25 protein-coding genes and 7 tRNA genes are annotated in these 25,716 nt (G+C 48.8%); 16 read left to right on the top strand and 16 right to left on the bottom strand.

The features are described 5' to 3' along the window. Window positions 1-91 precede the first annotated feature (91 nt). From SHEWANA3_RS05340 to SHEWANA3_RS05320, 5 genes are all read right to left on the bottom strand, one after another. Window positions 92-619, bottom strand: a complete 528-nt coding sequence (locus SHEWANA3_RS05340) for a hypothetical protein (protein ID WP_011716133.1) — start codon at window positions 617-619, stop codon at window positions 92-94. 302 nt (window positions 620-921) lie between these two features. Next, the gene (gene greA / locus SHEWANA3_RS05335) at window positions 922-1,398 is read right to left on the bottom strand and encodes a transcription elongation factor GreA (protein ID WP_011621805.1); all 477 of its coding nucleotides are present in this window, start codon (window positions 1,396-1,398) and stop codon (window positions 922-924) included. A gap of 250 nt (window positions 1,399-1,648) precedes the next feature. Continuing rightward, on the bottom strand, window positions 1,649-2,467 hold the full coding sequence (locus SHEWANA3_RS05330) for a DUF4198 domain-containing protein (RefSeq protein ID WP_011716132.1): 819 nt from the start codon (window positions 2,465-2,467) through the stop codon (window positions 1,649-1,651). A gap of 29 nt (window positions 2,468-2,496) precedes the next feature. Then, the gene (locus SHEWANA3_RS05325) at window positions 2,497-3,009 is read right to left on the bottom strand and encodes a DUF2271 domain-containing protein (RefSeq protein WP_041412944.1); all 513 of its coding nucleotides are present in this window, start codon (window positions 3,007-3,009) and stop codon (window positions 2,497-2,499) included. 16 nt (window positions 3,010-3,025) lie between these two features. Further along, entirely contained in the window at window positions 3,026-3,622 is a 597-nt protein-coding gene (locus tag SHEWANA3_RS05320) for a PepSY-associated TM helix domain-containing protein (RefSeq protein WP_041412564.1), read from the bottom strand. A 420-nt stretch (window positions 3,623-4,042) separates the two neighbouring features. Between SHEWANA3_RS05320 and SHEWANA3_RS05315 the strand changes: the two genes are divergently transcribed. Beyond that, the gene (locus SHEWANA3_RS05315; RefSeq protein ID WP_011716129.1) at window positions 4,043-4,678 is read left to right on the top strand and encodes a hypothetical protein; all 636 of its coding nucleotides are present in this window, start codon (window positions 4,043-4,045) and stop codon (window positions 4,676-4,678) included. Between the two features lie 288 nt (window positions 4,679-4,966). Here SHEWANA3_RS05315 and SHEWANA3_RS05310 read toward each other — a convergent pair. The 10 genes from SHEWANA3_RS05310 to SHEWANA3_RS05265 all read right to left on the bottom strand — a co-directional run bounded on the left by SHEWANA3_RS05310 (window position 4,967) and on the right by SHEWANA3_RS05265 (window position 9,178). Continuing rightward, window positions 4,967-5,041 (bottom strand) — tRNA-Gln (locus SHEWANA3_RS05310). Between the two features lie 36 nt (window positions 5,042-5,077). Further along, window positions 5,078-5,162 (bottom strand) — tRNA-Leu (locus SHEWANA3_RS05305). Window positions 5,163-5,245: 83 nt separating this feature from the next. Next, window positions 5,246-5,322: transfer RNA gene (locus tag SHEWANA3_RS05300), tRNA-Met, on the bottom strand. Window position 5,323: 1 nt separating this feature from the next. Further along, a tRNA-Gln gene (locus SHEWANA3_RS05295) sits at window positions 5,324-5,398 on the bottom strand. Between the two features lie 22 nt (window positions 5,399-5,420). Further along, window positions 5,421-5,495 (bottom strand) — tRNA-Gln (locus SHEWANA3_RS05290). 47 nt (window positions 5,496-5,542) lie between these two features. Next, window positions 5,543-5,627: transfer RNA gene (locus tag SHEWANA3_RS05285), tRNA-Leu, on the bottom strand. A gap of 54 nt (window positions 5,628-5,681) precedes the next feature. Next, window positions 5,682-5,758 (bottom strand) — tRNA-Met (locus SHEWANA3_RS05280). Window positions 5,759-5,965: 207 nt separating this feature from the next. After that, window positions 5,966-7,057: a redox-regulated ATPase YchF gene (ychF, locus tag SHEWANA3_RS05275; RefSeq protein ID WP_011621800.1), complete on the bottom strand. Its 1,092-nt coding sequence runs from the start codon at window positions 7,055-7,057 to the stop codon at window positions 5,966-5,968. Window positions 7,058-7,196: 139 nt separating this feature from the next. After that, complete coding sequence (gene pth / locus SHEWANA3_RS05270; protein WP_011716128.1) at window positions 7,197-7,784, bottom strand: aminoacyl-tRNA hydrolase; 588 nt, start codon at window positions 7,782-7,784, stop codon at window positions 7,197-7,199. A 167-nt stretch (window positions 7,785-7,951) separates the two neighbouring features. Then, complete coding sequence (locus tag SHEWANA3_RS05265; protein WP_011716127.1) at window positions 7,952-9,178, bottom strand: FAD-dependent monooxygenase; 1,227 nt, start codon at window positions 9,176-9,178, stop codon at window positions 7,952-7,954. Between the two features lie 349 nt (window positions 9,179-9,527). On the opposite strand from SHEWANA3_RS05265, the gene SHEWANA3_RS05260 reads away from it, so the two are divergent. From SHEWANA3_RS05260 to SHEWANA3_RS05230, 7 genes are all read left to right on the top strand, one after another. Continuing rightward, window positions 9,528-9,860 carry a hypothetical protein gene (locus SHEWANA3_RS05260; RefSeq protein ID WP_011716126.1) on the top strand — a complete coding sequence of 111 codons (333 nt, stop codon included), beginning with the start codon at window positions 9,528-9,530 and terminating at the stop codon, window positions 9,858-9,860. 139 nt (window positions 9,861-9,999) lie between these two features. After that, on the top strand, window positions 10,000-11,424 hold the full coding sequence (gene miaB / locus SHEWANA3_RS05255) for a tRNA (N6-isopentenyl adenosine(37)-C2)-methylthiotransferase MiaB (protein ID WP_011716125.1): 1,425 nt from the start codon (window positions 10,000-10,002) through the stop codon (window positions 11,422-11,424). Between the two features lie 263 nt (window positions 11,425-11,687). Beyond that, window positions 11,688-12,752 carry a PhoH family protein gene (locus tag SHEWANA3_RS05250; protein ID WP_011716124.1) on the top strand — a complete coding sequence of 355 codons (1,065 nt, stop codon included), beginning with the start codon at window positions 11,688-11,690 and terminating at the stop codon, window positions 12,750-12,752. Beyond that, window positions 12,742-13,203, top strand: a complete 462-nt coding sequence (ybeY, locus tag SHEWANA3_RS05245; protein WP_011716123.1) for an rRNA maturation RNase YbeY — start codon at window positions 12,742-12,744, stop codon at window positions 13,201-13,203. The genes SHEWANA3_RS05250 and ybeY overlap by 11 nt, the downstream gene beginning before the upstream one ends. A 39-nt stretch (window positions 13,204-13,242) precedes the next feature. After that, on the top strand, window positions 13,243-14,118 hold the full coding sequence (corC, locus tag SHEWANA3_RS05240) for a CNNM family magnesium/cobalt transport protein CorC (RefSeq protein WP_011716122.1): 876 nt from the start codon (window positions 13,243-13,245) through the stop codon (window positions 14,116-14,118). A gap of 42 nt (window positions 14,119-14,160) precedes the next feature. Further along, the gene (gene lnt, locus SHEWANA3_RS05235) at window positions 14,161-15,711 is read left to right on the top strand and encodes an apolipoprotein N-acyltransferase (RefSeq protein ID WP_011716121.1); all 1,551 of its coding nucleotides are present in this window, start codon (window positions 14,161-14,163) and stop codon (window positions 15,709-15,711) included. 15 nt (window positions 15,712-15,726) lie between these two features. Further along, a complete protein-coding gene (locus SHEWANA3_RS05230) occupies window positions 15,727-16,221 on the top strand; it encodes a type II secretion system protein (RefSeq protein ID WP_011621791.1) in 495 nt (164 codons plus the stop codon). A gap of 61 nt (window positions 16,222-16,282) precedes the next feature. Here the strand turns inward: SHEWANA3_RS05230 and SHEWANA3_RS05225 are convergent, their stop codons facing one another. After that, window positions 16,283-16,783 carry a zinc ribbon-containing protein gene (locus tag SHEWANA3_RS05225; RefSeq protein ID WP_011621790.1) on the bottom strand — a complete coding sequence of 167 codons (501 nt, stop codon included), beginning with the start codon at window positions 16,781-16,783 and terminating at the stop codon, window positions 16,283-16,285. Between the two features lie 121 nt (window positions 16,784-16,904). Here SHEWANA3_RS05225 and leuS point away from each other — a divergent pair, with 121 nt between their 5' ends. From leuS to rodA, 8 genes are all read left to right on the top strand, one after another. Next, the gene (gene leuS, locus SHEWANA3_RS05220) at window positions 16,905-19,484 is read left to right on the top strand and encodes a leucine--tRNA ligase (RefSeq protein WP_011716120.1); all 2,580 of its coding nucleotides are present in this window, start codon (window positions 16,905-16,907) and stop codon (window positions 19,482-19,484) included. A gap of 59 nt (window positions 19,485-19,543) precedes the next feature. Then, window positions 19,544-20,038, top strand: coding sequence for an LPS assembly lipoprotein LptE (gene lptE, locus SHEWANA3_RS05215; RefSeq protein ID WP_011621788.1), 495 nt, complete (start codon window positions 19,544-19,546; stop codon window positions 20,036-20,038). Window positions 20,039-20,090: 52 nt separating this feature from the next. Then, window positions 20,091-21,122 (top strand): DNA polymerase III subunit delta, encoded by a 1,032-nt coding sequence (gene holA, locus SHEWANA3_RS05210; protein WP_011716119.1) that lies wholly within the window; start codon window positions 20,091-20,093, stop codon window positions 21,120-21,122. A gap of 12 nt (window positions 21,123-21,134) precedes the next feature. Continuing rightward, window positions 21,135-21,773: a nicotinate-nucleotide adenylyltransferase gene (gene nadD, locus SHEWANA3_RS05205; protein WP_011716118.1), complete on the top strand. Its 639-nt coding sequence runs from the start codon at window positions 21,135-21,137 to the stop codon at window positions 21,771-21,773. Window positions 21,774-21,890: 117 nt separating this feature from the next. Continuing rightward, window positions 21,891-22,220, top strand: coding sequence for a ribosome silencing factor (rsfS, locus tag SHEWANA3_RS05200; RefSeq protein WP_037430791.1), 330 nt, complete (start codon window positions 21,891-21,893; stop codon window positions 22,218-22,220). After that, window positions 22,220-22,690, top strand: a complete 471-nt coding sequence (gene rlmH / locus SHEWANA3_RS05195) for a 23S rRNA (pseudouridine(1915)-N(3))-methyltransferase RlmH (RefSeq protein ID WP_011621784.1) — start codon at window positions 22,220-22,222, stop codon at window positions 22,688-22,690. The genes rsfS and rlmH overlap by 1 nt, the downstream gene beginning before the upstream one ends. A gap of 60 nt (window positions 22,691-22,750) precedes the next feature. After that, window positions 22,751-24,607 carry a penicillin-binding protein 2 gene (mrdA, locus tag SHEWANA3_RS05190; protein ID WP_011716117.1) on the top strand — a complete coding sequence of 619 codons (1,857 nt, stop codon included), beginning with the start codon at window positions 22,751-22,753 and terminating at the stop codon, window positions 24,605-24,607. Beyond that, on the top strand, window positions 24,604-25,707 hold the full coding sequence (rodA, locus tag SHEWANA3_RS05185; RefSeq protein ID WP_011716116.1) for a rod shape-determining protein RodA: 1,104 nt from the start codon (window positions 24,604-24,606) through the stop codon (window positions 25,705-25,707). The genes mrdA and rodA overlap by 4 nt, the downstream gene beginning before the upstream one ends. Window positions 25,708-25,716 lie beyond the last annotated feature (9 nt).

Raw genomic sequence — 25,716 nt, 5'->3', positions numbered from 1 at the left:
CAAAGGTATCCGTAGAAGCGTATGGTTCAGGGGACGAACTCAAACGGTATCCTGATGGATAAACCTTGCTAACTTGCAACAGAGAAGTGAGTTAAGCGGCTTGCTGACTAAAGCGATATTGGAGGTTGGAGACTTTCCAGCCGGAGATCCGCGCGGGTGAAGATTCGGCTAAGAGGGTCCAATCCGGGCGAGCATCGAGGCGAATATTTTCCCCTAATGCGGGCGCTGACTCGGGTACAAACTCAAAGGCCAACAGATAAACAGGCTTCACCTCACGCATATCATGCTGAACAAGATTGATAAAACGCTGGGAGTTAACCGGAGCAAAATTAAAATCATCCGAGTGACTGACTAATTCAGGCTCGGAGCAATCGGTGGCTTGTGTCTTATCTGAAGCGGTGCAGACAGCTTGAGTATCGGTCGCAGTCGATGGTGCCGTTGAGTGATGTGATGCAGTGCTCTCTTGCACTGAGAGTGACGGCGTATCCGCAGTAGGCGCAGTTGTTACTACCGTTGTCGCTACAGTTTTAGGCGCCAGATGCTGTTGCTGGGCGGTTAAGCTGCGCGGCGCATAGCCACCCGCATGGGCGATCAAGATGATCGACACGCAGAGTAACATTAATCCTTGGCGCCAGTGCTTAATCAAACTCAGTTCCTAAAAGGTACACGCAACCATTTACGTGATGAAATATTTGCAGAAGAAACCACACTTTCTTGGATAGCTTTCGTAAAGAACCTGATGAATGCATAGAAAACTCCAAGCATGCAGCTTAGGTAACGGCCGCTTTAGAGGCAAGTTAAACTTTATCCATCTTGCGAATTTGTGCGCTGAAGATGCTGATTTTGCAGTGTTTTAGGTATAAAAAAGCCGCACTAGGCGGCTTTTTTATACGTAAACAATCGAGTCTGGCGTACTAAGACTTAGATGTATTGCACCGAAATAATTTCGTAATCGGTCAAACCACCTGGGGTTGCGATCGACACTTCATCACCTTCATTCTTGCCCACTAAACCACGGGCAATCGGAGAATTAACTGAAATCAGGTTTTCTTTGATGTTAGCTTCATCGTCGCCCACGATACGGTAAGTCACTTCCGCATCGGTATCCAGATTGAGGATAGTCACAGTGGTACCAAAAATGATACGACCATTGTTCGCCATCTTAGTCACGTCGATGATCTGCGCGTTAGAAAGTTTGCCTTCAATGTCACGAATACGCGCTTCACAGATCCCTTGCTCTTCACGGGCTGCATGATATTCCGCGTTTTCCTTTAGATCGCCTAACTCTCTCGCTGAGGCAATCGCTTCAGTGATTTTCGGGCGACGTTCAAACTTGAGCATATCTAACTCTTTACGCAGCTGTTCTGCACCGACAACTGTCATAGGAACCTTAGTCATAACTTCTTTCGTCTCCTTTAAAACAAAAGCAACCCGTGCCGACGCTAAAGGTCAACACAGTAAAATCAGGGTGGAATTGCGCTATTCTAATCGTTATGCGCTTGGGATGCATCAAGAACTATGCACCAGTGCAGCTTACTGAAGCTCAGGCTCAGATGCTAGTGCCAAAGTATAATAGTGCGAACTTAAGTAGGAAATGCCCACAAACGAACTTGTAGGCATTGCTAAGGAGGAGCGTTAAAGCATGCGCTTATTCAAGCCCTGCTTCGAAGGTCAAAAAGATTTCGCTAACTGTTTTATCGGCAAGCGATTTATCAGGACTTGGACGTTCGATTGAAGCATGCAGCAGATAACGACCAGCAGCGGGCAGCGTCATCGCCACTTTACCTTCTTTATCCGAAGTTAAACTGATTTCTTCCGGCTTGTTACGGTACAGGCTGCCATCCTTCATGATCGCTACACTCACGCCTTCGACAGGTTTACCATCGTAAACAAACTGCAGTGTAGCGGGTTCATTTTCAACGATATCAGCGGGATGGGTAATAGGCACCAATTCCAAGTATTCACCTTTCGGCGCTAATACCTTATCGGTGGGTTTGTTGCGGGTCACATAGGTTTCGACCCGCGCCACATTTAATGAACCTTTTAGCTCATAGGCATCCTTTGGCATCACGGCCGCTGTCGCTTTTTTATCGAGTCGACTGCGAACCATGCCTTCTTTACCTTTGATTTTATAAACAGAAAAGTATCTCGGCGTGACTTCCTTTTCAAACTTATAGGTACCGTCTTGCAGTAACTGCACGTCGAACACCGATTTACGACCGCCAGTGTAGCTTGAACTTGGGGAGCTTGGCTTACCATCGGGTAAGTACACCCGAACATCGCTGGCGGTGACCGGTTTATCAAACATAAACACTTGGTTACTGGCGGACACATCAGATGTGATCCACACCGCCTCTTGGCTTTCGGCCGAGACATTATAGTGGCTGGGTAGAATCCAGCGGTCATGGCTGCTCGCCAATGGGCTGATGCAGAGCGCGCTAACTAAGGCAAGTAAACGTAGTTTCATCTTCATATCCTTTCAGTAAAGTGCAGGGCTTAGCGAGTCATACCGCTTAAGCGAATATCAATCACGCCAGTTTCAGTGGTTGCTGGTAGTTGGGCGGTAAAATCCCCCGCCGTTAAATCCAGGTTTTGCCTCACGAGATCACGCCCGCCGTGCTCGCGCACCACTTCGATAAACACTGTGTAGGAGGCTGGAGTCAGCGGTTTACCCGCATCATCCGTTAAGTCCCAATCAATTTTGTAATGGCCTGCAGGCTTGGTCGCCGAGGCAATACCGTCGACAAAGCTCATATCTTCGCGCCCCGCCTTTCGCCACCAACGACGAATATCCTTGAGCCATTTATGGCCCTCGTCCCATACCCATAGACTTATGGTTTTAACGGTTTGGCCCTTGGCATCTTCAACCCACACGGCCACATAGGGTCTGTGATACTGACCCTCAGTAATTTCTGGCAAGGTCAGATCAACGGTCATTTTCGGCGCGGCAAATACCGCTGAACTCACAAACAACGCACCTATGGCGCTGGTGCGAATAAGCTGACGCATCATTAATCGGTTCTCCCTATGGAACAAAATAGACATACACAAGTGCACAGCCTGAACTGACGAGCACCATATAAAACAAGGATTTTTTAAGTCGTTTCGTTTGAGGCAGCAGCAAATAGGCGCCGGTGAGCGAAAAGAGAATAATCAGCAAGGCGCAGAGATCTAACACCCAAGCCCAGACAATCCCGGTATTGCGCCCCTTGTGCAGGTCGTTCAGCACCGCAATAACGCCATAATCTAAAGTCTCAACATAGGCTTTGCCGTCAAGCAGATCTAAGGTGACGGTGCGATAGGTGCCTGGGCCTTTATTCACTAGGCTTATCTCATCCTCATCGATATCGGCAGTGCCAATATCCATATCCCACTGGCTTTTTAACCAATGCCCCGCCGCTAAACGCCACTCAGGCTCCTGCGGCGCTGCAGGTGTTAAATAATTAGGAATATCAAACTGTTCACGTCGTGGTTCTTGATCCGCTGAAGAAAACCAATTGGGATGGTTTAAGGTGATCCCGGTTACGGCAAAAAACAGCATTAACAGCAGCAGTGCCATAGAGACATAAACATGAATAGTCCGAGCGAAGGAAAGCGATGATTTACTAACTTTTAATTTCAATGACTGACTCTCAAGAAGGGATATTAGGCGAGCGCCTAAATCGCCACCAACCTTTAGCTAATAGCCTGTATTAACGAAAGTTAATGGGTTAGAGAGTAAATGATATTTATTATCAACAAAACCCGACTTTACATTCTTTACATCACAAGTACGGTATAACGGCAACGTTGATGGGAAATATCACAAACTCGTAGAGCAAGAAAAGCAGCGGAGAATACAGAAATAATTGTAAAACCAGTACAATTTCAATTAGATAAAACTTAACCTTTTACCCTCTAACCTTTTACCCTCTAATCACTGTAAAAATTTACTTATTCACCCCTCTCGTTTACAGAATCGCAATCGGCTACAATCCGCCGCCGGCGACTTGCTGGTACTTCCAAAGGAAATATCATCTTGAGTACAACTCTGCTCAAAAAAATGCGTTGCCTACATATTATCTGGCTCGCACTAATGCTTAATGCCTGTGTTGCCCCACTGCTATTGATGTCACCCCAAGGCCAACTCATGTGGGCACTGCTAAAACCCCTTGTCGGATTAAATCCAAATGACGTGGGGCTGTTCGAACAGCCACTGATTAAAGATCGGATGAAAGCTCTGCTCGGAGACAACTACGAGACCACGGTATCGCTGCTGAAAACCGCCGATAAAATCCAGCAGGAAGGTCCACTGTTTTATATGGTATCGACCTATACGCCAGTGCCGGAAATGGCCGAAAAAGCAGGCTTTGTGTGGAACTCAGAAACCAACCAAATGGCGGTGATGTTGCTTACGGGTGGATCGCCAAAAATTATCTCTGAGCAATTTACCGATCAGGCTGAGAAACTGGTACCAAGCTGGCCTAAAGAACTGGCTGACTACACAGATCCGCAAAAACTACAGCAAAAGGCGATAGATGCAGGCACGGAAAAGCTGCAAGAACAAATCCCAGCGGCTGCGCCCCTAAAAGCGGTTGCCACTGGAGATGTAAAAGCGACACATGAAGCGGTGCTTGAACAGGCAGTGAGCGAAGTCGCAGCTCCCGCAGCGGTTAAAGAAGTTAAACCCGTACAATAATCACTAATCAACGCTCTGCGAGCGTTTTAGTCGCGCTTCACGTTTGTCGGTGTCAGCCACAGTGTTTATTCAGCACTGTGGCTTTTTTATCTCAATGAACACCAATTAAGCACATCTTAGCCATTAGCACATAGCCAAAATTCAAGGCTTGCTCTAGTGATGCCATAGCACGCTAACGATATCGGAAAAGAAGATTGGAAAATAACGAAGTAATGAGGGAGTGACTCGAAAAGCACATCACAAAAGACAGAAAGCAAAAAGCCCGTCGTAGGACGGGCTTTTTAACTATGGCTGGGGTACTAGGATTCGAACCTAGGTATGCCGGGATCAAAACCCGGTGCCTTACCGCTTGGCGATACCCCAATTAACTTGTCATCAACCTTAAAGGTTCCACTTTGATGGTACGGGAAGAGAGACTTGAACTCTCACACCTCGCGGCACCAGAACCTAAATCTGGCGTGTCTACCAATTTCACCATTCCCGCATCAAAATGTACCAGATTGGCAAACAAAGGCGTCTCTGGATTTTTACCAGATAAATCAAATTGATTTAACGTGGATTTAAATATGGTAGCAATGGCGGGACTTGAACCTGCGACCCCAGCATTATGAGTGCTGTGCTCTAACCAGCTGAGCTACATTGCCATGGCTGGGGTACTAGGATTCGAACCTAGGTATGCCGGGATCAAAACCCGGTGCCTTACCGCTTGGCGATACCCCAAAAACTGAGAAACATGAAATGATGGCTGGGGTACTAGGATTCGAACCTAGGTATGCCGGGATCAAAACCCGGTGCCTTACCGCTTGGCGATACCCCATCACTAACTTGTTTCATACATCCGCTTACGCCGATGGTTAAAAATAATGGTACGGGAAGAGAGACTTGAACTCTCACACCTTTCGGCACCAGAACCTAAATCTGGCGTGTCTACCAATTTCACCATTCCCGCACTGCTTCAAGTTGACATCCTGAATTGATGCTAGCAAACGCTAGGATAACGAAATGGTAGCAATGGCGGGACTTGAACCTGCGACCCCAGCATTATGAGTGCTGTGCTCTAACCAGCTGAGCTACATTGCCACTTCGTTATTGCGCGCCCCTCGTAGCGAGGAACGGGGCGTATTATGCTTATTCGAGGTATCGAGGTCAACAGCTTTTTTTCGCTATTTCCCTCGAGACAAACCGTTCGGCTATTACTTCACCAAACTGAGCAACAGATGCGCTAAATCGACCTCTGTTGCCCGTATTTTGCCTTACTTTCTAGAGCTTAGCCCTTTATCAAAGCTGTTAGACGTTAAACAGGAAGTGCATAACATCGCCGTCTTGAACAATGTATGTCTTGCCTTCTACACGTAACTTACCCGCTTCTTTGGCGCCCGCTTCACCTTTATAGGTAATAAAGTCGTCAAATGCCATCACTTGAGCACGAATAAAGCCACGTTCGAAGTCGGTGTGGATAACACCCGCCGCTTGTGGTGCAGTCGCGCCGACAGAAACGGTCCAAGCGCGCACCTCTTTCACACCCGCAGTGAAGTAAGTTTGCAGGCTCAGCAATTGGTAACCTGCGCGGATCACGCGGTCTAACCCAGGCTCTTCTAACCCGAGGTCAGCCATAAACTCATCACGTTCTTCGGCCTCCATTTCAGCCAGTTCAGACTCAATGGCGGCACACACAGACACAACAATGGCATTTTCTTTTTCAGCAATGGCACGCACTGCATCTAAGTGTGGGTTATTTTCGAAACCATCTTCAGCCACGTTAGCGATATACATGGTTGGCTTTAAGGTTAAGAAGTTTAAGTAAGCAACCGCTTCTAATTCTTCCTTAGACAGCTCCATAGAACGCAGCATATGGCCTTCATCGAGGATGGGGCGCATCTTCTCGAGAACATCCACTTCAAACTTAGCGTCTTTATCGCCACCCTTAGCGCGTTTTTGTTGGCGGATCACCGCACGCTCTAAGCTGTCTAAGTCGGCTAATGCCAATTCAGTGTTGATGACTTCAATATCGCGCGCAGGGTCAACACGGTTAGCCACGTGGACAATGTTGTCATCTTCAAAGCAGCGCACCACGTGACCGATAGCATCGGTTTCGCGGATGTTAGCAAGGAACTTGTTACCTAAACCTTCACCTTTCGACGCGCCCGCTACTAGACCAGCAATATCCACGAATTCCATGGTGGTTGGCAGTACACGTTGCGGATTTACAATTGCCGCCAGCGCATCTAAGCGTGGATCCGGCACTGGTACTACGCCAGTGTTTGGCTCGATGGTACAAAACGGGAAGTTTGCCGCTTCGATGCCAGCCTTAGTTAACGCATTAAAAAGCGTTGATTTACCTACGTTAGGAAGACCAACAATGCCGCATTTAAAACCCATATTCTTACCTTTCTCTCGATGATAGGCTGGCGAGTCACACTCACCAGCAAGTTTATAGTCAGCCTGCCCTTAGGCAGTACATTGATTAATTCTATTGTCCTTGTGTTCGCCGTCCTTTCGCGGGCCGCGAGCACTGGGCTTACTCTGCTTTAAAGGAGTGTAAGCGAGTCATGGCTTTCACCATGTCCTCTTTAAATAGCACTTCTGTGGAACGTACGGCTTCATCCACGGCGGCGTTGATCAGCTCTTGTTCTTTGGCTGGCGCTTTACCCAGTACGTAACCACTTACTTTATTCTTATCGCCAGGATGGCCAATCCCAATCCGTAAACGGTAGAAGTTTTTATCATTAGCCAGTTTAGCAATAATGTCTTTTAAACCGTTATGGCCACCATGACCGCCACCGAGTTTAAATTTAGCCACACCTGGCGGCATATCCAACTCATCGTGGGCCACTAGAATTTCTTCAGGCGTAATACGGAAGAAATTCGCTAAGGCCCCCACGGCTTTGCCGCTTAAGTTCATATAGGTAGTTGGGATCAGCAAACGCACATCTTTACCATGCAATACAGCTCTGGCGGTAAGGCCAAAATACTTACTATCCGGCACTAAGCTGACGCCACAGATGCGGGCCAATTCTTCCACATACCAAGCACCCGCATTATGGCGAGTCTGCGCATATTCGGCGCCCGGATTGGCAAGACCTACGATTAATTTAATTTCGCCCATGACACTCACTAATGGCACTCAATACAGTGTTAATTGGTCGCTGGCAAAGCGCACATGGACGACCATCTTGAGTTAATAATGCCGCTTATGCTCGTTAAAAACGCGGCATTTTAGCACTCAATGCGTAAGTCAACAAATGCCGAGTGAGTCAGCACTCACGATGTGGCCTAATTGAGCCCCATCGCATACTTCAGCACGGTTCGCTTGATGGGAGAATTAATATTGGCCAGTTTTAACGCGCCGTTACGCAGTAATTTAAGTGGCAGAATGTCATTACTAAAGCCTGCGTAAAACACATCCATGGTCGTCATCATCAGCTGATTATCGCGATAACGTTTAGCTTGATAGGCATTTAATACCTCGGTGGACCACCAAGGTTTATCCTCGGTTAATGCAGTCTTGATGACCGCCAGTAAGGCTTCGACATCCTTAAAGCCGAGGTTAACCCCTTGGCCCGCCAACGGGTTAATGGTGTGCGCAGCATCCCCTAAAATAACCACATTCGGCTTATAATAGGCATTCGCGTGGCGGCGCGTGAGGGCAAAGCTGCCCTTAGCTTCAACGGTAAAGTCACTGTCCAAGCGAGCGGGAAAATGCTGGCGGATTTGGTCGGCAAGCTGCTTATGATTCAGCTGCATTAACTGTTTAATGCGATTGGCATCGTCATACCAGACTAACGACGCATGATTGCCGGGTAGAGGTAATAACGAGCGCGGGCCGTTAGGGGTAAATTGTTGCCAAGTAACATCTTGCTGGCCTTGGGCGGTTTGGATATTAATCAGCATCGCCGATTGAGCATAGTCCCACCCCGAAATGCCAATCCCCGCCCATTGGCGCACCTGCGAATTGGCGCCATCGGCCCCGATGAGCAGCTTTGCCTCAAGCTTGATACCGGATTGTAAGTGCACACTCACCCCGTCTGCGAGGCGCGAAAATGTCGCCACACGCTCGGGGCAAAACAATTTAATCGCATCCCATTGCTGCATTTGCTCCCACAGGGCGAGTTGCACCAAGCGGTTTTCAACAATATGCCCTAAATGGCTCGCGCCAATTTGTGAGCTATGGAATTGGGTAATGCAACCATCAAGCTCCCAGGTTTCTAAGCCCAGATAAGGCACATTACGCATGTTAAGCAGACTATCGAGCGCGCCGAGTTGTTCGAGTAACTGTTCGGAGGCCACACTTATCGCCGACACGCGCACATCTAATGCCTGCTCGGGGGAATAAGCCTCGGGGGCAAATGATTCAATCACCGCCACCTGTAAGCCTTGCTTCGCCAGCCCGATAGCCGTTGCCGCGCCCACCATACCGCCACCGACAAGGATCACATCAAATAGCTGAGTAGCTGTGGTTGTCTGGCTTGGTTGCTGTGTTTGGCTTATCGCTTGGCTCATCTTAGTTACCACTCTTTAGAATTCTTTCCATTTATCTGACCCACTTTACTCTTAGATAGAGCTCGAACTTAAGCCCCAAGCTTAAAGCGCATCACGCTGATCACAGGCATTGTATCAAAAGCATGTCAATTTCCGCTCAAAGGTGAGCAAATGTTGCTAGGGGCGCATTTGCTCACAGTTGCTTACAAAGGCAAGTTTTCAGCCTTGGCAAAGCCACTACACTCTAAGGCAACCCCGCGGGGATCTCAGGCGGTCTGCGGGACAAGCCGATTAGCTTCTCACTTAGCGAGCCCTAGCCGTTCGGGACGAGTTACCAGTGAATCCACTTAATAGAGTTAGTGAGGATGTCATGAAAACACTCATCCACTTGCAGATAGCCAGTAGTCTACTGATTTGCAGCGCGATCCCATTTAGTCATGCATTGGCAGCAACACCCGTGATGGAAACCATCACAGTCAATTACCGCGACCCGCTCGATTATGCCCTATATCTACATACCACGGAAATGTTGAGCGTATTTCGACTCGAAATCCGTGAGGACATTAGCATTCAAGCCCGTAATAGCTTGTTAGAAATGGCAAATGCTGCCCAATTTAGCCAACCATCACTCGCACAAAACCCATCAGCTGAGATAAACCTAGCTTCTTTGTGGGTATCACAATCTCAAGGGATTAGCGAGTAAAAATGTGGACAAAGCTGGTCAGCAGCCATAACTGCGGGTAAAATGTCGCGCTATTTTTACTGGGCGGCCGGATTTGTCTGTAACAGGGCAAAGGCAGCTTGGGCACATATTTACTGGGCAGCGTAGGGCAACACAACTGATGAGCAAAAAACTCCATATTAAAACTTGGGGCTGTCAAATGAATGAGTATGACTCATCCAAGATGGCGGATCTTTTAGGCGAATACCAAGGTTACACCTTGACTGAAGAAGCAGAAGAAGCGGACATTCTACTGCTGAACACTTGTTCTATCCGCGAAAAAGCGCAGGAAAAAGTGTTCCATCAGTTAGGTCGTTGGAAAACCCTTAAAGATAAAAATCCCGATCTGATCATTGGTGTGGGTGGTTGTGTTGCATCGCAGGAAGGTAAAGCGATCAAAGACCGTGCTCAGTGCGTCGACATCATCTTTGGACCACAGACACTACACCGTCTGCCAGATATGATCGACCAAGTACGCCGTGGCGAAAAGGCCGTGATCGACGTTAGCTTCCCTGAAATCGAGAAATTTGACCGTCTACCAGAACCGCGCGCCGAAGGCCCAACGGCGTTTGTGTCTATCATGGAAGGTTGCAGCAAGTACTGTTCATTCTGCGTGGTGCCTTATACCCGTGGTGAAGAAGTCAGCCGTCCATCGGACGATATCATCCTCGAGATTGCCCAACTGGCAGAACAAGGTGTGCGCGAAGTCAACCTGCTCGGTCAAAACGTTAACGCCTACCGTGGTGCAACCCACGACGGCGGCATTTGTACCTTTGCCGAGCTATTACGCTATGTTGCCGCTATCGATGGTATCGACCGTATTCGCTTCACCACCAGTCACCCGATTGAATTTACGCAGGACATTATCGACGTTTACGAAGATACTCCTGAATTAGTCAGCTTCCTGCACTTACCAGTGCAATCGGGTTCTGACCGCATTCTGACGGCAATGAAGCGTGGCCATATGGCGATAGAGTACAAGTCAATCATCCGCCGTCTGCGCAAAGCCCGTCCTGATATCCAAATCAGCTCTGACTTTATCATTGGCTTCCCTGGCGAAACCAAAGAAGACTTCGCCGATACCATGAAGCTGATTGAAGATGTGGCGTTTGACCACAGCTTTAGCTTTATCTACAGTGCGCGCCCTGGTACACCTGCGGCAGATTTACCCGATGACGTTGATATGGAAGAGAAAAAACAACGTCTGGCGATTCTGCAGGACCGTATCACTCAACAAGCCATGCGTTACAGCCGCCATATGATGGGCACAGTACAACGTATTCTGGTTGAAGGCCCATCGGTGAAAAACCCTATGGAGCTGCGCGGCCGTACCGAAAACAACCGTGTCGTCAACTTCGAAGGTCAGCCAAAGCACATCGGTAGCTTTGTGGATGTCGAAATTGTTGACGTTTACACTAACTCACTGCGCGGTAAATTTATCCGTGGTGAAGATGAAATGGATCTGCGCCGCAACCTGCGCCCATCGGATATTCTGGCCAAACACAAACAGGATGACGATCTCGGTGTGACACAATTTAAACCTTAAGGGTTTAAAATCGAGCAAGCAGCACCTATATCAGGGCGACATGGTTTAGCTAACCTCAGTGTCGCCCTTTTTGTTTTGTGTACTTTTGCCTTTTATAGAGCAGTCATTCAAAACCCTTGGGCTTAACGATTTTCCGTTAGCAATTATCCGCTATGGCTCGTAAACTGAGATTATCTTCTGATTAGAGACTGCGATAGCAAACAGGCATCGCACTTGGCTTTTCACTCAGCACTTTGCTTGGTATTTGACAATAGGAGTACTATTTGTCCAGTAAATTAACCACAATGAATCTGTATCTCGAACCCGCAGAAACCCGCCGTTTGGCCTCGCTGTGCGGTCCCTTCGATGACAATATCAAACAGATTGAGCGTCGCGTTGGCGTTGAGATAGTCCGTAAGAACAACCATTTTCAAATTACCGGACTGCCGCGTAACTGTTTAAGTGCCAATAACTTACTTAAGCAGCTCTATATCGAGACCCAAACGGTCAAGGGCAGCACGCCGGATCTCGACCCTGAGCAGGTGCATTTGGCAATTCAAGAAGCCATAGCCCTCGAACAGGACGACAGCGGTGACGATAAATCTTTATTTATCAAAACCCGCCGTGGTGTGATTAAACCGCGTAACCCCAACCAAAGCACCTATGTGGCCAACATTGTGCGCCATGATATTACCTTTGGTATTGGCCCAGCGGGAACGGGTAAAACCTACTTAGCAGTGGCCGCCGCAGTAGATGCATTAGAGCGTCAAGAAGTGCGCCGTATTCTGCTCACCCGCCCTGCGGTTGAAGCAGGGGAAAAACTCGGCTTCTTACCCGGCGATTTAAGCCAGAAAGTCGACCCTTACCTGCGCCCACTTTATGATGCCTTGTTCGAAATGCTCGGCTTTGAAAAGGTGGAACGCTTAATCGAGAAAAACGTCATCGAAGTGGCGCCGCTCGCCTATATGCGTGGTCGCACCCTAAACGATGCCTTTATTATTCTCGATGAGAGCCAAAACACCACCGTCGAACAGATGAAGATGTTCCTAACCCGTATTGGCTTTAACTCACGCGCGGTGATCACGGGGGACATCACCCAGACAGACTTACCCAAACATGTTAAGTCGGGTCTGCGCCACGCTATTGAAGTCCTGAGCCAAGTCGAGGAAATCAGCTTTAACTTCTTCGTGTCTCAAGACGTAGTGCGCCACCCAGTGGTTGCTCGGATTGTTGAAGCCTATGATGCTTACGATCGTAAGGAGCAGGCATTAAAGGCTGAAAAAGAGCGCCGCGACTATCAACAAGCGCATCCACAAACGCAACAGGAAGTCTTAAAGCATGAGTCTTGATTTAGCCTTAGATGTGCAATACGCCACGGCGAGTGACTATCTGCCCAGTGAAGATCAGTTTGCTCTTTGGGTAAAAACTGCCATTGGTAACAGCATGGAACAGGCGGAGCTGACCATTCGCATCGTCGATGCCCGTGAAAGCCAAATGCTAAACAGCACCTACAGAGGCAAAGACAAACCGACCAATGTGTTGTCGTTTCCCTTTGAAGCACCGCCAGAAATTGAACTTCCACTGCTTGGAGATCTTGTCATTTGTGCCGCAGTCGTTGAAAATGAAGCGCGTGAACAAGATAAAACCCTAGAAGCCCATTGGGCACACATGGTTGTACATGGTTGCCTGCATCTGCTAGGTTATGATCACATTGAAGACGAAGAAGCCGAAGAGATGGAGTCGTTAGAGACTCAACTCATTGAAAGCTTAGGTTTTACTGACCCATATAAGGAACAATAATTAACCACGGTGCACAGCATCAAGGTTAATGAGAAAACTATGAGTGACGATATCCCCCCGAGTACGAGCGCCCAAAAGAAAGGCTGGTTTGACAGAGTAAGTCAGTTATTTCAGGGCGAACCTCAAAATCGCGAAGACTTAGTCGATGTGATTGATGGCGCAGAGCAGCGCGAGTTAATCACCGAAGACACCCGCGAAATGATCAAAGGTGTATTAGAAGTTTCTGATATGCGTGTTCGGGATATTATGATCCCACGAGCTCAAATTGTCGCGATTCAAATCGACAATACTGTCGAAGAATTGCTCGCAACTGTTATCGGTTCAGGCCATTCTCGCTTCCCTGTGGTTAACGAAGATAAGGACCATATCGAAGGCATTTTACTGGCTAAAGATTTGATCCCCTATGGTTTCTCAAACAGTGAAGAACCCTTCTCCCTTGAGCGCGTGATCCGCCCCGCCGTCGTTGTGCCAGAGAGCAAACGCGTCGACGTATTACTCAAAGAATTCCGCTCCCAGCGTTACCATATGGCGATTGTCGTCGACGAATACGGCGGAGTATCGGGTCTAGTGACCATTGAAGATATTCTCGAAGAAATCGTCGGTGAGATTGAAGACGAATTCGACCACGATAGCCCTGAAGATACTGAGATCCGCAAAGTCGGTAACACTGTCTACATGGTAAAAGCGTTGACGCCTATCGAGGATTTTAACGAAGAATTCAATACTCACTTCAGCGATGAAGAGTTTGATACCGTCGGTGGTTTAGTGTCCCATGCCTTTGGTCATCTACCAGAGCGTAATGAGAGCATTATGATCGAAGGAATTGAATTTAAAGTCATCAATGCCGATACCAGACGCTTAATCCAACTCAGAGTTAAACTCCCCGATCCCAATGTCGGTGAAGACGTAGAATAACCCTCTACGTAAGAATAACGCTCAGTGTAAGAAGAATTATCCGTGCTAACTAACATTCGGGCTTTTGCCCAACAAAAGTCCCGACTGAGCGTGTTACGGCTCGTGCTGGCGTTTATTTTAGGCGCCAGTACGGCGCTTTCCTTTGCCCCTTATTCCTTGTGGATTATCTATCCCGTCGCCATGGCCTTAGCCCTGTGGCTGAGTGGCTCCTTGACTCCTAAAGCCAGCTTCTTCCATTGGTTAAGCTTTGGTTTTGGCTGTTTCGCCGTTGGGATCAGTTGGGTGCATGTCAGTATGGACACCTTCGGTGGCCTCCCCTTGGCCGCCTCAGTGGGGCTAATGGCGCTGTTAGCCCTCTATTTAGCCCTTTATCCGGCCTTAACGGGTCTCGGTTTAGCGTGGTTGACCCGCACTAATACTCCGTCGCTATGGCGCAATCTATTACTCTTCCCCTCGCTTTGGGTCTTAGCCGAATGGGCTAGAGGCTGGGTGATGACAGGATTTCCCTGGATCTGGGCCGGCTACTCTCAAACCCAAGGTCCATTAAAGGAACTCGCGAGTATTATTGGTGCCCTAGGACTCAGTTTCTTAATTGCGATGCTCGCAGGCGCCTTAGCCCTGTGTTTTAGCAAGCGCTACAAAAGCCTGTTGATTTTACTGCCCATCATCGCAGCTGCGGCTTGGGTTGCCCCAAAGCTAACGCAAATCCAGCCGACAGGCGAATCAGTTAAAGTTGCTCTGGTGCAGGGAAACATTCCCCAAAGTATGAAATGGGAACCCGAGGCACTCTGGCCAACCCTATTGAAATACATGGATTTATCCCGTGAGCACTTCGACGCTGACATTATCGTCTGGCCAGAAGCCGCGATCCCGGCGCCAGAATCTATGGTGCAAGACTTTTTGGATAATGCTAACAAGGTTGCCAACCTTAACCACACTTCCATCATCACGGGGATTATTAGCCGTCAACAGAACGAGTTTTATAACTCTTTGATCGTGCTAGGTAACCATAATCAGAAGCAACAAGATACGCCGGATTATGAGAGCGATGGCAGCAACCAGTTTAAAAAACACCATCTACTGCCTATCGGCGAGTTTGTGCCCTTTGAAACCTTACTGCGCCCAATTGCGCCTTTCTTCAATCTGCCAATGTCCTCCTTCGCTCGGGGCGATTATCAACAGCCGAACTTGAGCGCCGTAGGCCATAAAATTGCCCCGGCAATTTGTTATGAAATCGCCTTCCCAGAGCAGCTGCGTGACAGTGTTAACCTCGGCACCGATCTGCTGTTAACCGTATCGAACGATGCGTGGTTTGGCACCTCAAATGGGCCGTTGCAGCACATGGAAATCGCCCAAATGCGCGCCATCGAATTGGGCCGTCCTCTGGTGCGCGCCACCAACAACGGTGTGACCGCGGTTGTTGATGAGAAAGGCAATATCACAGCTGCACTGCCGCAATTCGAAACGGGCGTGCTAAGCGCGACGATTCCACTGGTCACAGGCCAAACTTGGTTTGCCAAAATCGGCCAAACACCGCTGCTATTGCTGTGTGGTGCGCTGCTGTTCGTCGGGTTTATTCGTCGTAAAAAATAACAATAGAGTCAGAAATTGATTAATCAGAAACGCATTCAAGGTTTTACCTTAATCGAACTCGTCGTCGTTATCATAGTGCTCGGGATTTTAGCGGTTATTGCGGCGCCGAAATTTATCGGTATGAGCAAAGAGGCGCGGGAGAAAAGTCTGCTGCAACTTCAAGCCAGCGTAAAAACCGCCAATACCTTGGCCTATTCCAAGACCCAAATGCCCAGTTTGCAAAGCCAAGCCGTTGTGGGCCGTGACGATATTATCGACATCGACCTCGATGGTAATGGCACGGTCGACACTCGCCTCAAGTGGGGATATCTGGACAATACCGATATCGAAAAATGGATAACGAAAGACGATAAACTCGTCATTCAATATCAAGGCATTGATATTACTTATATTGGTTACGACTTAAATGACAATTCCATTGTCGACGACGATCAGTGTTATTTCCGCTACACCCAAGCTGCCGATTCGAGCACTCCGCCGCTTTACGATATCAATGTTCAAGGCTGTTGATGACTCACAAAAAAACGACGCAAAGCGTCGTTTTTTATTTATGCACGTTGAAGCAATCCCCTTAAGGCGTTAACGCCTCACGGGTAAACTCCTCATGGTCACACTCGGGGCAATCTGGGATCACTCCCGGGAACTCGATACTCATTTCATGGCCGCAGTTAGTGCACACCATCACCCCTTGACTCACAATATCGCCACTCTGGTAATAGCCGTGGTGCTTGAAGTCTTGAGTCAGCTCGTGCCACTCCACTTGGCTGCGGTCAGTGATTTCACTTAACCAATGCCAAAGGGTGTTTTCAAGGGTGATCACCGTCGGGCTGTGGCTTAAGCTGTCGGCATTTTGCTCACGCAAAAAGCTGGCGATATCACGCTTTAAGAATTGCTCCACTAAGGCGAGCTCATCTTCCCCCGCTTGTTCTTTGAGGCGTAAAAACTCCTTCCCTTGAGTGACAGACTTAAATAAATTCTTTGCAGTCAGCGAGTTATCTTCCGCAAATTGCGCTTTCACTTCGTTAATTAAGGCTTGATACAGTCCTAGTAGCGCACTACTTCTATCATTCATAACCAATACTCCTTCATAGAACCTTTTTAATGCATCGCTTCTAGTTTATTCTATGCAGATCTTATTCGCGTCGATATGGCGTTAGATCAAATAAATAGGCGGCACTGCCGGAAATAGCGTGATGCAAGAGCAATATAATCCCTCAGAAATTGAAGCCTTAGTGCAAAAGCACTGGCACGACAACAAAACCTTTGAAGTTACTGAAGATGCGAACAAAGAAAAGTTTTATTGCCTTTCGATGTTCCCCTATCCTTCAGGTCGACTCCACATGGGACACGTTCGCAACTATACCATAGGCGATGTGGTTGCCCGCTTCCAGCGTCTTCAAGGCAAAAACGTGCTACAACCTATCGGTTGGGACTCTTTCGGTTTGCCTGCAGAAAACGCCGCAATCAACAACAAAACAGCCCCAGCACCATGGACTTATCAAAATATTGAGTACATGAAGAATCAGCTAAAACTGTTAGGTTTTGGCTATGACTGGAGCCGTGAAATCGCCACTTGTACCCCAGAATACTACCGCTGGGAACAATGGTTCTTCACTAAACTGTACGAAAAAGGCTTAGTTTACAAGAAGACAGCTTCTGTTAACTGGTGCCCTAACGATGAAACCGTACTGGCCAACGAGCAGGTACAAGACGGTTGCTGCTGGCGTTGTGATACCCCTGTAGAACAAAAAGAAATTCCACAGTGGTTCATTAAGATCACCGCCTACGCCGAAGAACTGTTAAACGATATCGACACCTTAGACGGCTGGCCTGAGCAAGTTAAGACCATGCAGCGCAACTGGATTGGTCGCAGTGAAGGCGTGGAAATGACCTTCGGTGTGGCAGGTAGCGACAAGTCATTCGATATCTACACAACCCGTCCAGATACCCTGATGGGCGTAACCTATGTGGCTATTGCTGCGGGTCATCCATTAGCAGAATTAGCGGCTCAAACTAACCCAGAGCTGGCTCAATTTATTGAAGAGTGCAAAAACAGCACCACTTCAGAAGCCGATTTGGCCACCATGGAAAAACGCGGTGTAGCAACAGGCCTTTACGCGATTCACCCCATCACTGGCAAACAAGTGCCTATTTGGGCGGCGAACTTTGTACTGATGAACTACGGCACCGGCGCCGTAATGTCAGTCCCTGGCCACGACCAACGCGATTACGAATTTGCTAAAAAGTACAATCTGCCCATCGAAGCAGTTATCAAGCCTGTTGATGGCGAGTTAGACATCAGCGAAGCGGCTTACACCGAAAAAGGCGTACTGTTTAACTCTGGTGAGTTCGACGGTTTAGACTTTGACGGCGCCTTCAATGCCATCGCCGACAAGTTAGTGGCTGAAGGTAAAGGCAAACGCCAAGTCAACTATCGCCTACGCGACTGGGGTGTATCACGTCAACGTTACTGGGGCGCACCTATTCCTATGGTGACCTTAGCCGACGGCACTGTTATTCCAACGCCTGAAGATCAACTGCCAGTTATTCTGCCAGAAGATGTGGTGATGGATGGTATTCAAAGCCCAATCAAGGCCGACAAAGAATGGGCGAAAACCCAAGTTAACGGCCAAGATGCGCTGCGCGAAACCGATACCTTCGATACCTTTATGGAATCTTCTTGGTATTACGCCCGTTACTGCAGCCCACAAGCAGACCAAATGTTAGATCCGACTAAGGCTAACTACTGGTTACCAGTAGATCAGTATATTGGTGGTATCGAACACGCTTGTATGCACTTGTTATACTTCCGCTTCTTCCACAAGTTGCTGCGTGATGCGGGTCTAGTGAACTCTAACGAGCCAGCGAAACAACTGCTGACTCAGGGCATGGTTTTAGCCGATGCCTTCTACTACACCAACGACAAAGGTGCCCGTGTATGGGTGTCTCCGCTGGATGTAGTGACCACAGAAAAAGACGATAAAGGCCGAGTCACCAAAGCCATCGATAAAGACGGTAACGAACTGGTTTACACCGGTATGTGCAAGATGTCTAAGTCGAAAAACAACGGTATCGACCCACAGGTGATGGTAGAGAAATACGGTGCCGACACAGTTCGTCTGTTTATGATGTTCGCATCACCACCAGAATTAACTCTGGAATGGCAAGAGTCTGGCGTTGAAGGCGCACACCGCTTTATCAAACGTCTGTGGAAACTGGCCAGCGATTATGTGGCTCAGGACAACAGCGAAGCCTTAGACGTTAGCAAATTAACTAGCGAGCAAAAAGCGCTGCGCCGTGAAGTACACAAGACCATCGCTAAGGTGACCGATGATATCGGCCGTCGCCAGATGTTCAACACTGCGGTTGCCGCCGTGATGGAACTGATGAACCACCTGCAAAAAGCGCCACAAACCACAGGTCAAGACCGAGCCATTATCGGTGAAGCTTTAACTGCGGTAGTGCGTTTACTGTACCCAATCATCCCACACGTGAGCTTTACCCTGTGGAACGAACTGGGCAACACCAACAGCATCGAAGACAGCCAATGGCCTGTTGTCGATGAATCTGCTCTGGTAGAAGACAGCAAACTCATCGTGGTACAAGTGAACGGTAAAGTGCGCGCTAAGATCACTGTCGCTGCCGATGCTGACCAAGCGTCAGTGGAAGCGCTGGGTATGGCGGACGAGCAAGTCATCAAGTACTTAGATGGTGTTACGGTTCGTAAAGTTATCTATGTACCCGGTAAACTGCTCAGCATCGTTGCCAACTAACATCGTTGCTGTGATAAACGGATGCTGTCCACAAGACAAACAGGAAACCGCGAAAACTTATGCTAATTAAACGCTTAGCTTTCGCAATCATGGCGCTGGTCATTATGACCAGCGCAGGTTGCGGTTTTAAGCTTCAACGTAGCTACCAAATCCCCGAGCAGCTCAATCAACTCAGTTTGAGCAGCTCGGACGAATACAGCGAACTCACCCGTTTGGTGCGTGAGCGGTTACGTTTGAACAACGTCAAGATTGTCGATGCTGCCAATGATGTGCCAGTGTTAAGGCTCATCACCGACTCCTTAGAGCGTTCTACCCTGTCACTTTACCCTACGGGCAATGTGGCTGAGTATGAGCTTATCTATTTCGTCGAATTTGCCGTGGCCTTGCCGGGCAAAGAGGCGCAGCCTTTCAAGATTGAAATTCGCCGCGATTACTTAGACGACCCTCGCACCGCACTGGCGAAAAGCCGTGAGATGGAACTGTTAGTCAAAGAAATGCGTATCCAGGCGGCCGACCGGATCCTGCAATCCATGGCCAGCACAGAGGTGAATTAATGCAGGGTCCAAATTAATGTGGAACTGCAATAAAATGTGGAGAGTGATTTAAATGCGTGTTTATCCTGATCAACTCTCCCGCCATCTCAATCCGCTTCACGCTTGCTACCTGATTTTTGGTGATGATCCTTGGTTGCTCGAAACCTCCAAGGATCAGATCCGCCAAGCAGCCAAACGCCAAGGGTTTGAAGAGCGCGTTCAGTTAATTCAAGAAACGGGTTTTAACTGGGGTGACTTGACCCAAGAATGGCAATCCATGAGCCTGTTTTCTAGTCGGCGCATCATTGAGCTAACACTGCCCAACGCAAAACCCGGTGCTGATGGTTCGGCGGCGCTACAAGCGTTACTACAAACGCCAAATCCCGATGTGTTGCTGATCCTCGAAGGCCCCAAACTCGCCAGCGAGCAAACCAATAGCAAGTGGTTCAAAACCTTGGATAGTTTAGGGATTTATTTGCCCTGCACTACGCCAGAGAGCGACCAATTCAGACGTTGGCTCGACTCACGAATTGCGCACTTTAAGCTGAATTTACAACCCGATGCGCGCGCTATGCTGTACACACTCTACGAAGGGAATTTACTCGCCGCCGATCAGGCCATGCAGTTGCTGCAACTGTTAAGCCCAAGCCAGCCCATCGGCGCCGACGAATTAAGCCATTACTTTGAAGATCAATCCCGCTTTACTGTGTTTCAGCTCACCGATGCACTGCTGAATAATCGTCAAGACAGTGCTCAGCATATGCTGGCCCAGCTCAACGGTGAAGGCACGGCCATGCCGATTTTACTCTGGGCCTTATTCAAAGAGCTGCAGTTACTGCTTAGCCTCAAGAGTGAACAAGCCCAAGGCGCGCCCTTAAATAGCTTGTTTGGTAAACATCGAATTTGGGATAAACGCAAACCCTTGTACCAGACCGCGTTGCAGCGCTTAAGCCTCACCCAAATCGAACATATGCTTGCCTTCGCGTCTAAGCTGGAGCTAAACCTTAAGCAATTAGGCCATGAAGATTGGACAGGGCTTAGCCACCTGTGCTTATTATTCGATCCTAAGGCCCACGGCCATTTGGCCCATATCAGCTTAGATTAAGGCTCTGACTGAATGCGTATCGGTATTTTAGGCGGCACCTTCGACCCCATACATTACGGCCATATTCGCCCCGCGATGGAAGTCAAAGCCAGCCTCAAGCTGGATAAAATCCTGCTGATGCCCAACCATATTCCGCCGCATAAAAACACCACCCACTCGAGCACGGCGCAGCGGCTCGAAATGGTCGCGCAGGTATGTGAGGCATTAACCGGTTTTGAGCTTTGTGATATCGAAGCTAAACGCGACAGCCCATCCTATACGGTTGTCACCCTTCAGCAGTTAAGTCGGCTTTATCCCGATGACGAACTGTTTTTTATTATGGGGATGGATTCGTTTATTCACCTGCAAAGCTGGCATAAATGGCTGCAACTGTTTGAATTAGCCAATATTGTGGTATGTCAGCGCCCGGGCTGGCATTTAGCCGAAGGGCACCCAATGCAGCATGAACTCAGCGCACGTCACGCAACGCTTGAAGCCTTAAGTCACTCAAGCGAGCCGCAACATGGGCGCATCTTTACCGTCGACATCAGCCCACAGGATATTTCGTCCACTCAAATTCGCTCACAGCTGGCCATGGGGGAAATTCCACAGGACGCCCTCCTACCCGTCACTCTAAATTACATTCAAAAACAACGGCTTTATTTTTCTTAGGCTGAAAATCAAGCGCTAAGAGTACAAACTCAGCCGCTAAGATCGCTAAGAGAATGTATTCCCCCGCTTAAGACTGATATACTAGCGCGCTATTTAAAATGAATGAGGTACATCAGCGTGCAGAGCGCCGAATTAAAGCAGTTTGTTGTCGACAAAATCGACGATTTAAAAGCCCGTGACGTCGTGGTTATCGATGTCAGCAACCAATCTAACATCACCGACTATATGGTGATTTGTTCAGGTACATCTAAAACTCACGTGAAAGCGATCGCCGAAAACCTCGTGCTCGAAGCGAAAGCCGCTGGCATTCCACCAATTGGTATCGAAGGCCGCGACAGCAGCGAATGGGTATTGGTGGATATGGGCAACGTGATCCTGCATGTTATGCAAGACCAAACCCGCGATTTCTACCAGCTTGAAAAGCTCTGGTCAGAAAAGCAAGCCTAATGAAGTTGCAACTTATCGCAGTAGGGACACGGATGCCCGATTGGGTCACCCGCGGCTTTGAAGAGTACCAACGCCGCTTCCCCCGAGATATGGCACTGGAACTTATCGAAATCCCTGCCGGCAAGCGCGGAAAAAACGCTGATATCGTTCGTATCCTGCAAAAGGAAGGCGAGCAAATGTTAGCGGCAATCCCTAAGGGCAATCACATTGTCACCTTAGATCTTCCCGGCAAAAACTGGACTACGCCAGAACTGGCGACCGCCATGAACAAATGGCAACTCGATGGTCGTGATGTGAGTTTACTGGTTGGCGGCCCCGAAGGCTTAGCGCCCGCCTGTAAGGAAGCAGCCCATCAGAGTTGGTGCCTGTCGGCATTAACCCTGCCCCATCCTCTGGTGCGGATTGTGGTTGCCGAAAGCTTATACCGCGCGTGGAGCGTGAACACCAATCACCCTTATCACAGAGAATAGCGGGATCTTGATGTTAACGAGTGTCAACCACCCGGATGGGATCAGCTGGAGATAGCCTAAGTGTCGCCAAAAAAGCGGATAACCATGCACGACCACGCCGCCGAGGCGTCACTGTTTAAGCGCCGTGCGCTGTTCACTTTTTTTTGTGTAGTCGCCCTCCTGAGCGTGTTGGTGACCAATCTTTATCACCTTCAGGTTGAATCCTATAAAGATTACGCAACACGTTCTAATGACAACCGTATTCGTGTCGTGCCCATCGCTCCAAGCCGTGGCCTGATTTACGACAGAAACGGCGTACTCCTCGCCGAAAACCAACCCTTTTACTCCCTCGATCTGGTGCCTGAGAAAATTGCCAATATGTCCGAGACCTTGGACGAGCTAGGCAAGTTAATCGAAATCACCCCAGATGAGCGCGAAACCTTTACCGACGCCTTAAAGTTTCACCGCCGCTTTAAGCCGCTTACCCTTAAAAATCAGCTGACTGAAGAACAAGTGGCGATTTTTAGCGTGAACCAGCATCGCTTTCCCGGTATTTCCGTCGAGGCGGGTTTAAAGCGTAACTACCCCTATGCGAGCCAGCTCACCCATGTGCTGGGCTATGTAGGCAAAATCAACACCCGCGATCGCGCCCAATTGGAGCGTAACGATCAATGGAAGAACTATGCCGCCACCAAGGATATTGGTAAGCAAGGCATTGAAAAGTTTTATGAATCTCTGCTACACGGCACGCCGGGTCACCTCGAAGAAGAAGTGAACAACCGCGGCCGAACTATCCGTACCCTTAAAATCGTACCGCCGGAGCCGGGGCAAGATATTTACTTAACCCTAGATTTGCAATTGCAGCAAAAGGCGGTGGAATTACTCCAAGGTCACCGTGGCTCAATTGTCGCTATCGACCCGAGGGACGGCGGCATCTTAGCCCTAGTCTCAAGCCCTAGTTACGACCCGAATCAGTTCGTTCAAGGGATTAACAGCAAAGATTACAGTGATTTATTAAACGATAAATCTCGCCCACTGATTAACCGCGCGACCCAAGGTCAGTATGCGCCAGCTTCGACGGTCAAACCCATTATCGCCCTACTGGGGTTAGATGAAAAAGCCGTCACCGAACACACTCGTATTTGGGACCCTGGCTTTTGGCAAATCCCTGGCGTTGAGCGTAAATACCGCGACTGGAAACGTTGGGGCCATGGCTGGGTGAACGTCTACAGCGCCATCGTGGAATCCTGCGATACCTACTTCTATGAATTGGCTTATAAAATCGGTGTCGATCCTATCGCCCGCTTTATGGAGCAATTCGGCTTTGGACAAAATACCGGTGTCGATATTTTCGAAGAGTCGGCGGGCAATATGCCGTCGAAGGAATGGAAGCGCTTAAAATACAACCAAGCTTGGTATATTGGTGACACCATTTCTGTCGGTATCGGCCAAGGTTACTGGACCGCCACGCCATTGCAATTGGCCAGCGCCACCGCCATTCTCGCCAACGATGGCCGCCGCTTCCCGCCACATTTGTTAAAGTCGATTAAGGATAATACGGCCAAAATTGACTCACCAATTAACGAGTTACCGCCGATTGAGCTTAAAAATCCGCGCAACTGGAAAATCATTAATGAAGCGATGCGCCAAACGGCTCATAAGTCTCGCTTCACCGACGCCAGTTACACGGCTGCGATGAAAACCGGTACGGCGCAGGTCATTGGCGTGGCCGAAAACACTAAGTACGATGCCAATAAAATTGCCGAGCATTTCCGCGATAACGCCCTCGTGGTCGCCTACGCGCCCTTTGAAGATCCTAAAATCGTCCTCGCTGTGGTAATGGAAAACGCCGGCTGGGGTGGCGCAAACGCAGGCCCAGTCGCCCGCGCTATGCTCGATGAATACATGCTAAGAGACACTTGGAAACCAACGCCATGAGTGCCCAACCACGTCAAAATATCTGGCAACGAATGCATATCGACTTGCCCTTACTGCTCGGTCTGTTTGCCGTCATGGGCTTTGGCCTGTTTGTTATTTACTCCGCCAGCGGTGAAGACCTTGGCATGATGGAGCGCCAACTGTTTAGGATGTTTTTATCCCTAGGCATTATGTTTACCATGGCGCAGATCAATCCCGAGGCGCTAAAACGCTGGGCTTTACCGATTTACCTTGCGGGGATTGTACTGCTGCTTGGGGTGCATTTTTTTGGGGAAATAAATAAAGGCGCGCAGCGCTGGTTGAACTTAGGCTTTATGGAGTTCCAGCCATCGGAACTGATTAAACTCGCCTTCCCCATCACTATGGCGTGGTATATCAGTAAGTTCCCTCTGCCGCCGAAGAAACGTTACCTTGCAGGTGCGGCGGTGATTTTGTTAGTCCCGACGCTGCTAATTGCCAAGCAACCAGACTTAGGTACCTCAATTTTGGTTGCGGCATCGGGCATTTTCGTGCTGTTTTTATCGGGCATGAGCTGGGCGATTGTGGGCGGTTTTATTGCCGCTGTATTAGCCTTCTTGCCGATCCTCTGGTACTTCCTGATGCACGATTACCAAAGAACCCGCGTGATGACCCTACTCGATCCGGAGAAGGATCCGCTAGGCGCTGGTTACCACATCATTCAATCAAAAATCGCCATTGGCTCCGGCGGCCTCTGGGGCAAAGGTTGGCTCGATGGCACCCAATCCCAATTAGAATTTATCCCCGAACGTCACACCGACTTCATCTTTGCGGTGATCGGTGAAGAGTTTGGCCTGATAGGCAGTATTATCCTGCTCCTGATGTATCTGTATATCATCGGACGCGGCTTAGTCATCGCCTCTCGCGCGCAAACCAGCTTCGCCCGGCTCCTTGCAGGCAGTATCACATTGACTTTCTTCGTTTATGTTTTTGTGAATATTGGTATGGTTTCAGGTATCCTGCCTGTGGTGGGTGTACCTTTACCCCTTGTCAGTTATGGTGGTACTTCCATGCTGACATTGATGACAGGGTTTGGCATTCTTATGAGCATTCATACCCATAGACGTTTTGTAGATAGATAATTTTTAGGG

This window comes from Shewanella sp. ANA-3 (genome assembly GCF_000203935.1).
Classification (GTDB): domain Bacteria; phylum Pseudomonadota; class Gammaproteobacteria; order Enterobacterales; family Shewanellaceae; genus Shewanella.
Note: the sequence above shows the minus strand (reverse complement) of the source record. Positions and strands in the feature narration are given on the sequence as shown.

Coding starts and splice junctions, on each gene's coding strand:
- holA (WP_011716119.1), top strand. CDS start 20,091: ATGCGTGTTTATCCTGATCAACTCTCCCGCCATCTCAATCCGCTTCAC.
- SHEWANA3_RS05225 (WP_011621790.1), bottom strand. CDS start 16,783: ATGAATGATAGAAGTAGTGCGCTACTAGGACTGTATCAAGCCTTAATT.
- SHEWANA3_RS05265 (WP_011716127.1), bottom strand. CDS start 9,178: ATGAGCCAAGCGATAAGCCAAACACAGCAACCAAGCCAGACAACCACA.
- greA (WP_011621805.1), bottom strand. CDS start 1,398: ATGACTAAGGTTCCTATGACAGTTGTCGGTGCAGAACAGCTGCGTAAA.
- SHEWANA3_RS05340 (WP_011716133.1), bottom strand. CDS start 619: ATGTTACTCTGCGTGTCGATCATCTTGATCGCCCATGCGGGTGGCTAT.
- SHEWANA3_RS05330 (WP_011716132.1), bottom strand. CDS start 2,467: ATGAAACTACGTTTACTTGCCTTAGTTAGCGCGCTCTGCATCAGCCCA.
- SHEWANA3_RS05315 (WP_011716129.1), top strand. CDS start 4,043: ATGCGTTGCCTACATATTATCTGGCTCGCACTAATGCTTAATGCCTGT.
- rodA (WP_011716116.1), top strand. CDS start 24,604: ATGAGTGCCCAACCACGTCAAAATATCTGGCAACGAATGCATATCGAC.
- ybeY (WP_011716123.1), top strand. CDS start 12,742: ATGAGTCTTGATTTAGCCTTAGATGTGCAATACGCCACGGCGAGTGAC.
- rlmH (WP_011621784.1), top strand. CDS start 22,220: ATGAAGTTGCAACTTATCGCAGTAGGGACACGGATGCCCGATTGGGTC.
- nadD (WP_011716118.1), top strand. CDS start 21,135: ATGCGTATCGGTATTTTAGGCGGCACCTTCGACCCCATACATTACGGC.
- miaB (WP_011716125.1), top strand. CDS start 10,000: ATGAGCAAAAAACTCCATATTAAAACTTGGGGCTGTCAAATGAATGAG.
- SHEWANA3_RS05325 (WP_041412944.1), bottom strand. CDS start 3,009: ATGCGTCAGCTTATTCGCACCAGCGCCATAGGTGCGTTGTTTGTGAGT.
- SHEWANA3_RS05260 (WP_011716126.1), top strand. CDS start 9,528: ATGAAAACACTCATCCACTTGCAGATAGCCAGTAGTCTACTGATTTGC.
- ychF (WP_011621800.1), bottom strand. CDS start 7,057: ATGGGTTTTAAATGCGGCATTGTTGGTCTTCCTAACGTAGGTAAATCA.
- leuS (WP_011716120.1), top strand. CDS start 16,905: ATGCAAGAGCAATATAATCCCTCAGAAATTGAAGCCTTAGTGCAAAAG.
- pth (WP_011716128.1), bottom strand. CDS start 7,784: ATGGGCGAAATTAAATTAATCGTAGGTCTTGCCAATCCGGGCGCCGAA.
- lptE (WP_011621788.1), top strand. CDS start 19,544: ATGCTAATTAAACGCTTAGCTTTCGCAATCATGGCGCTGGTCATTATG.
- corC (WP_011716122.1), top strand. CDS start 13,243: ATGAGTGACGATATCCCCCCGAGTACGAGCGCCCAAAAGAAAGGCTGG.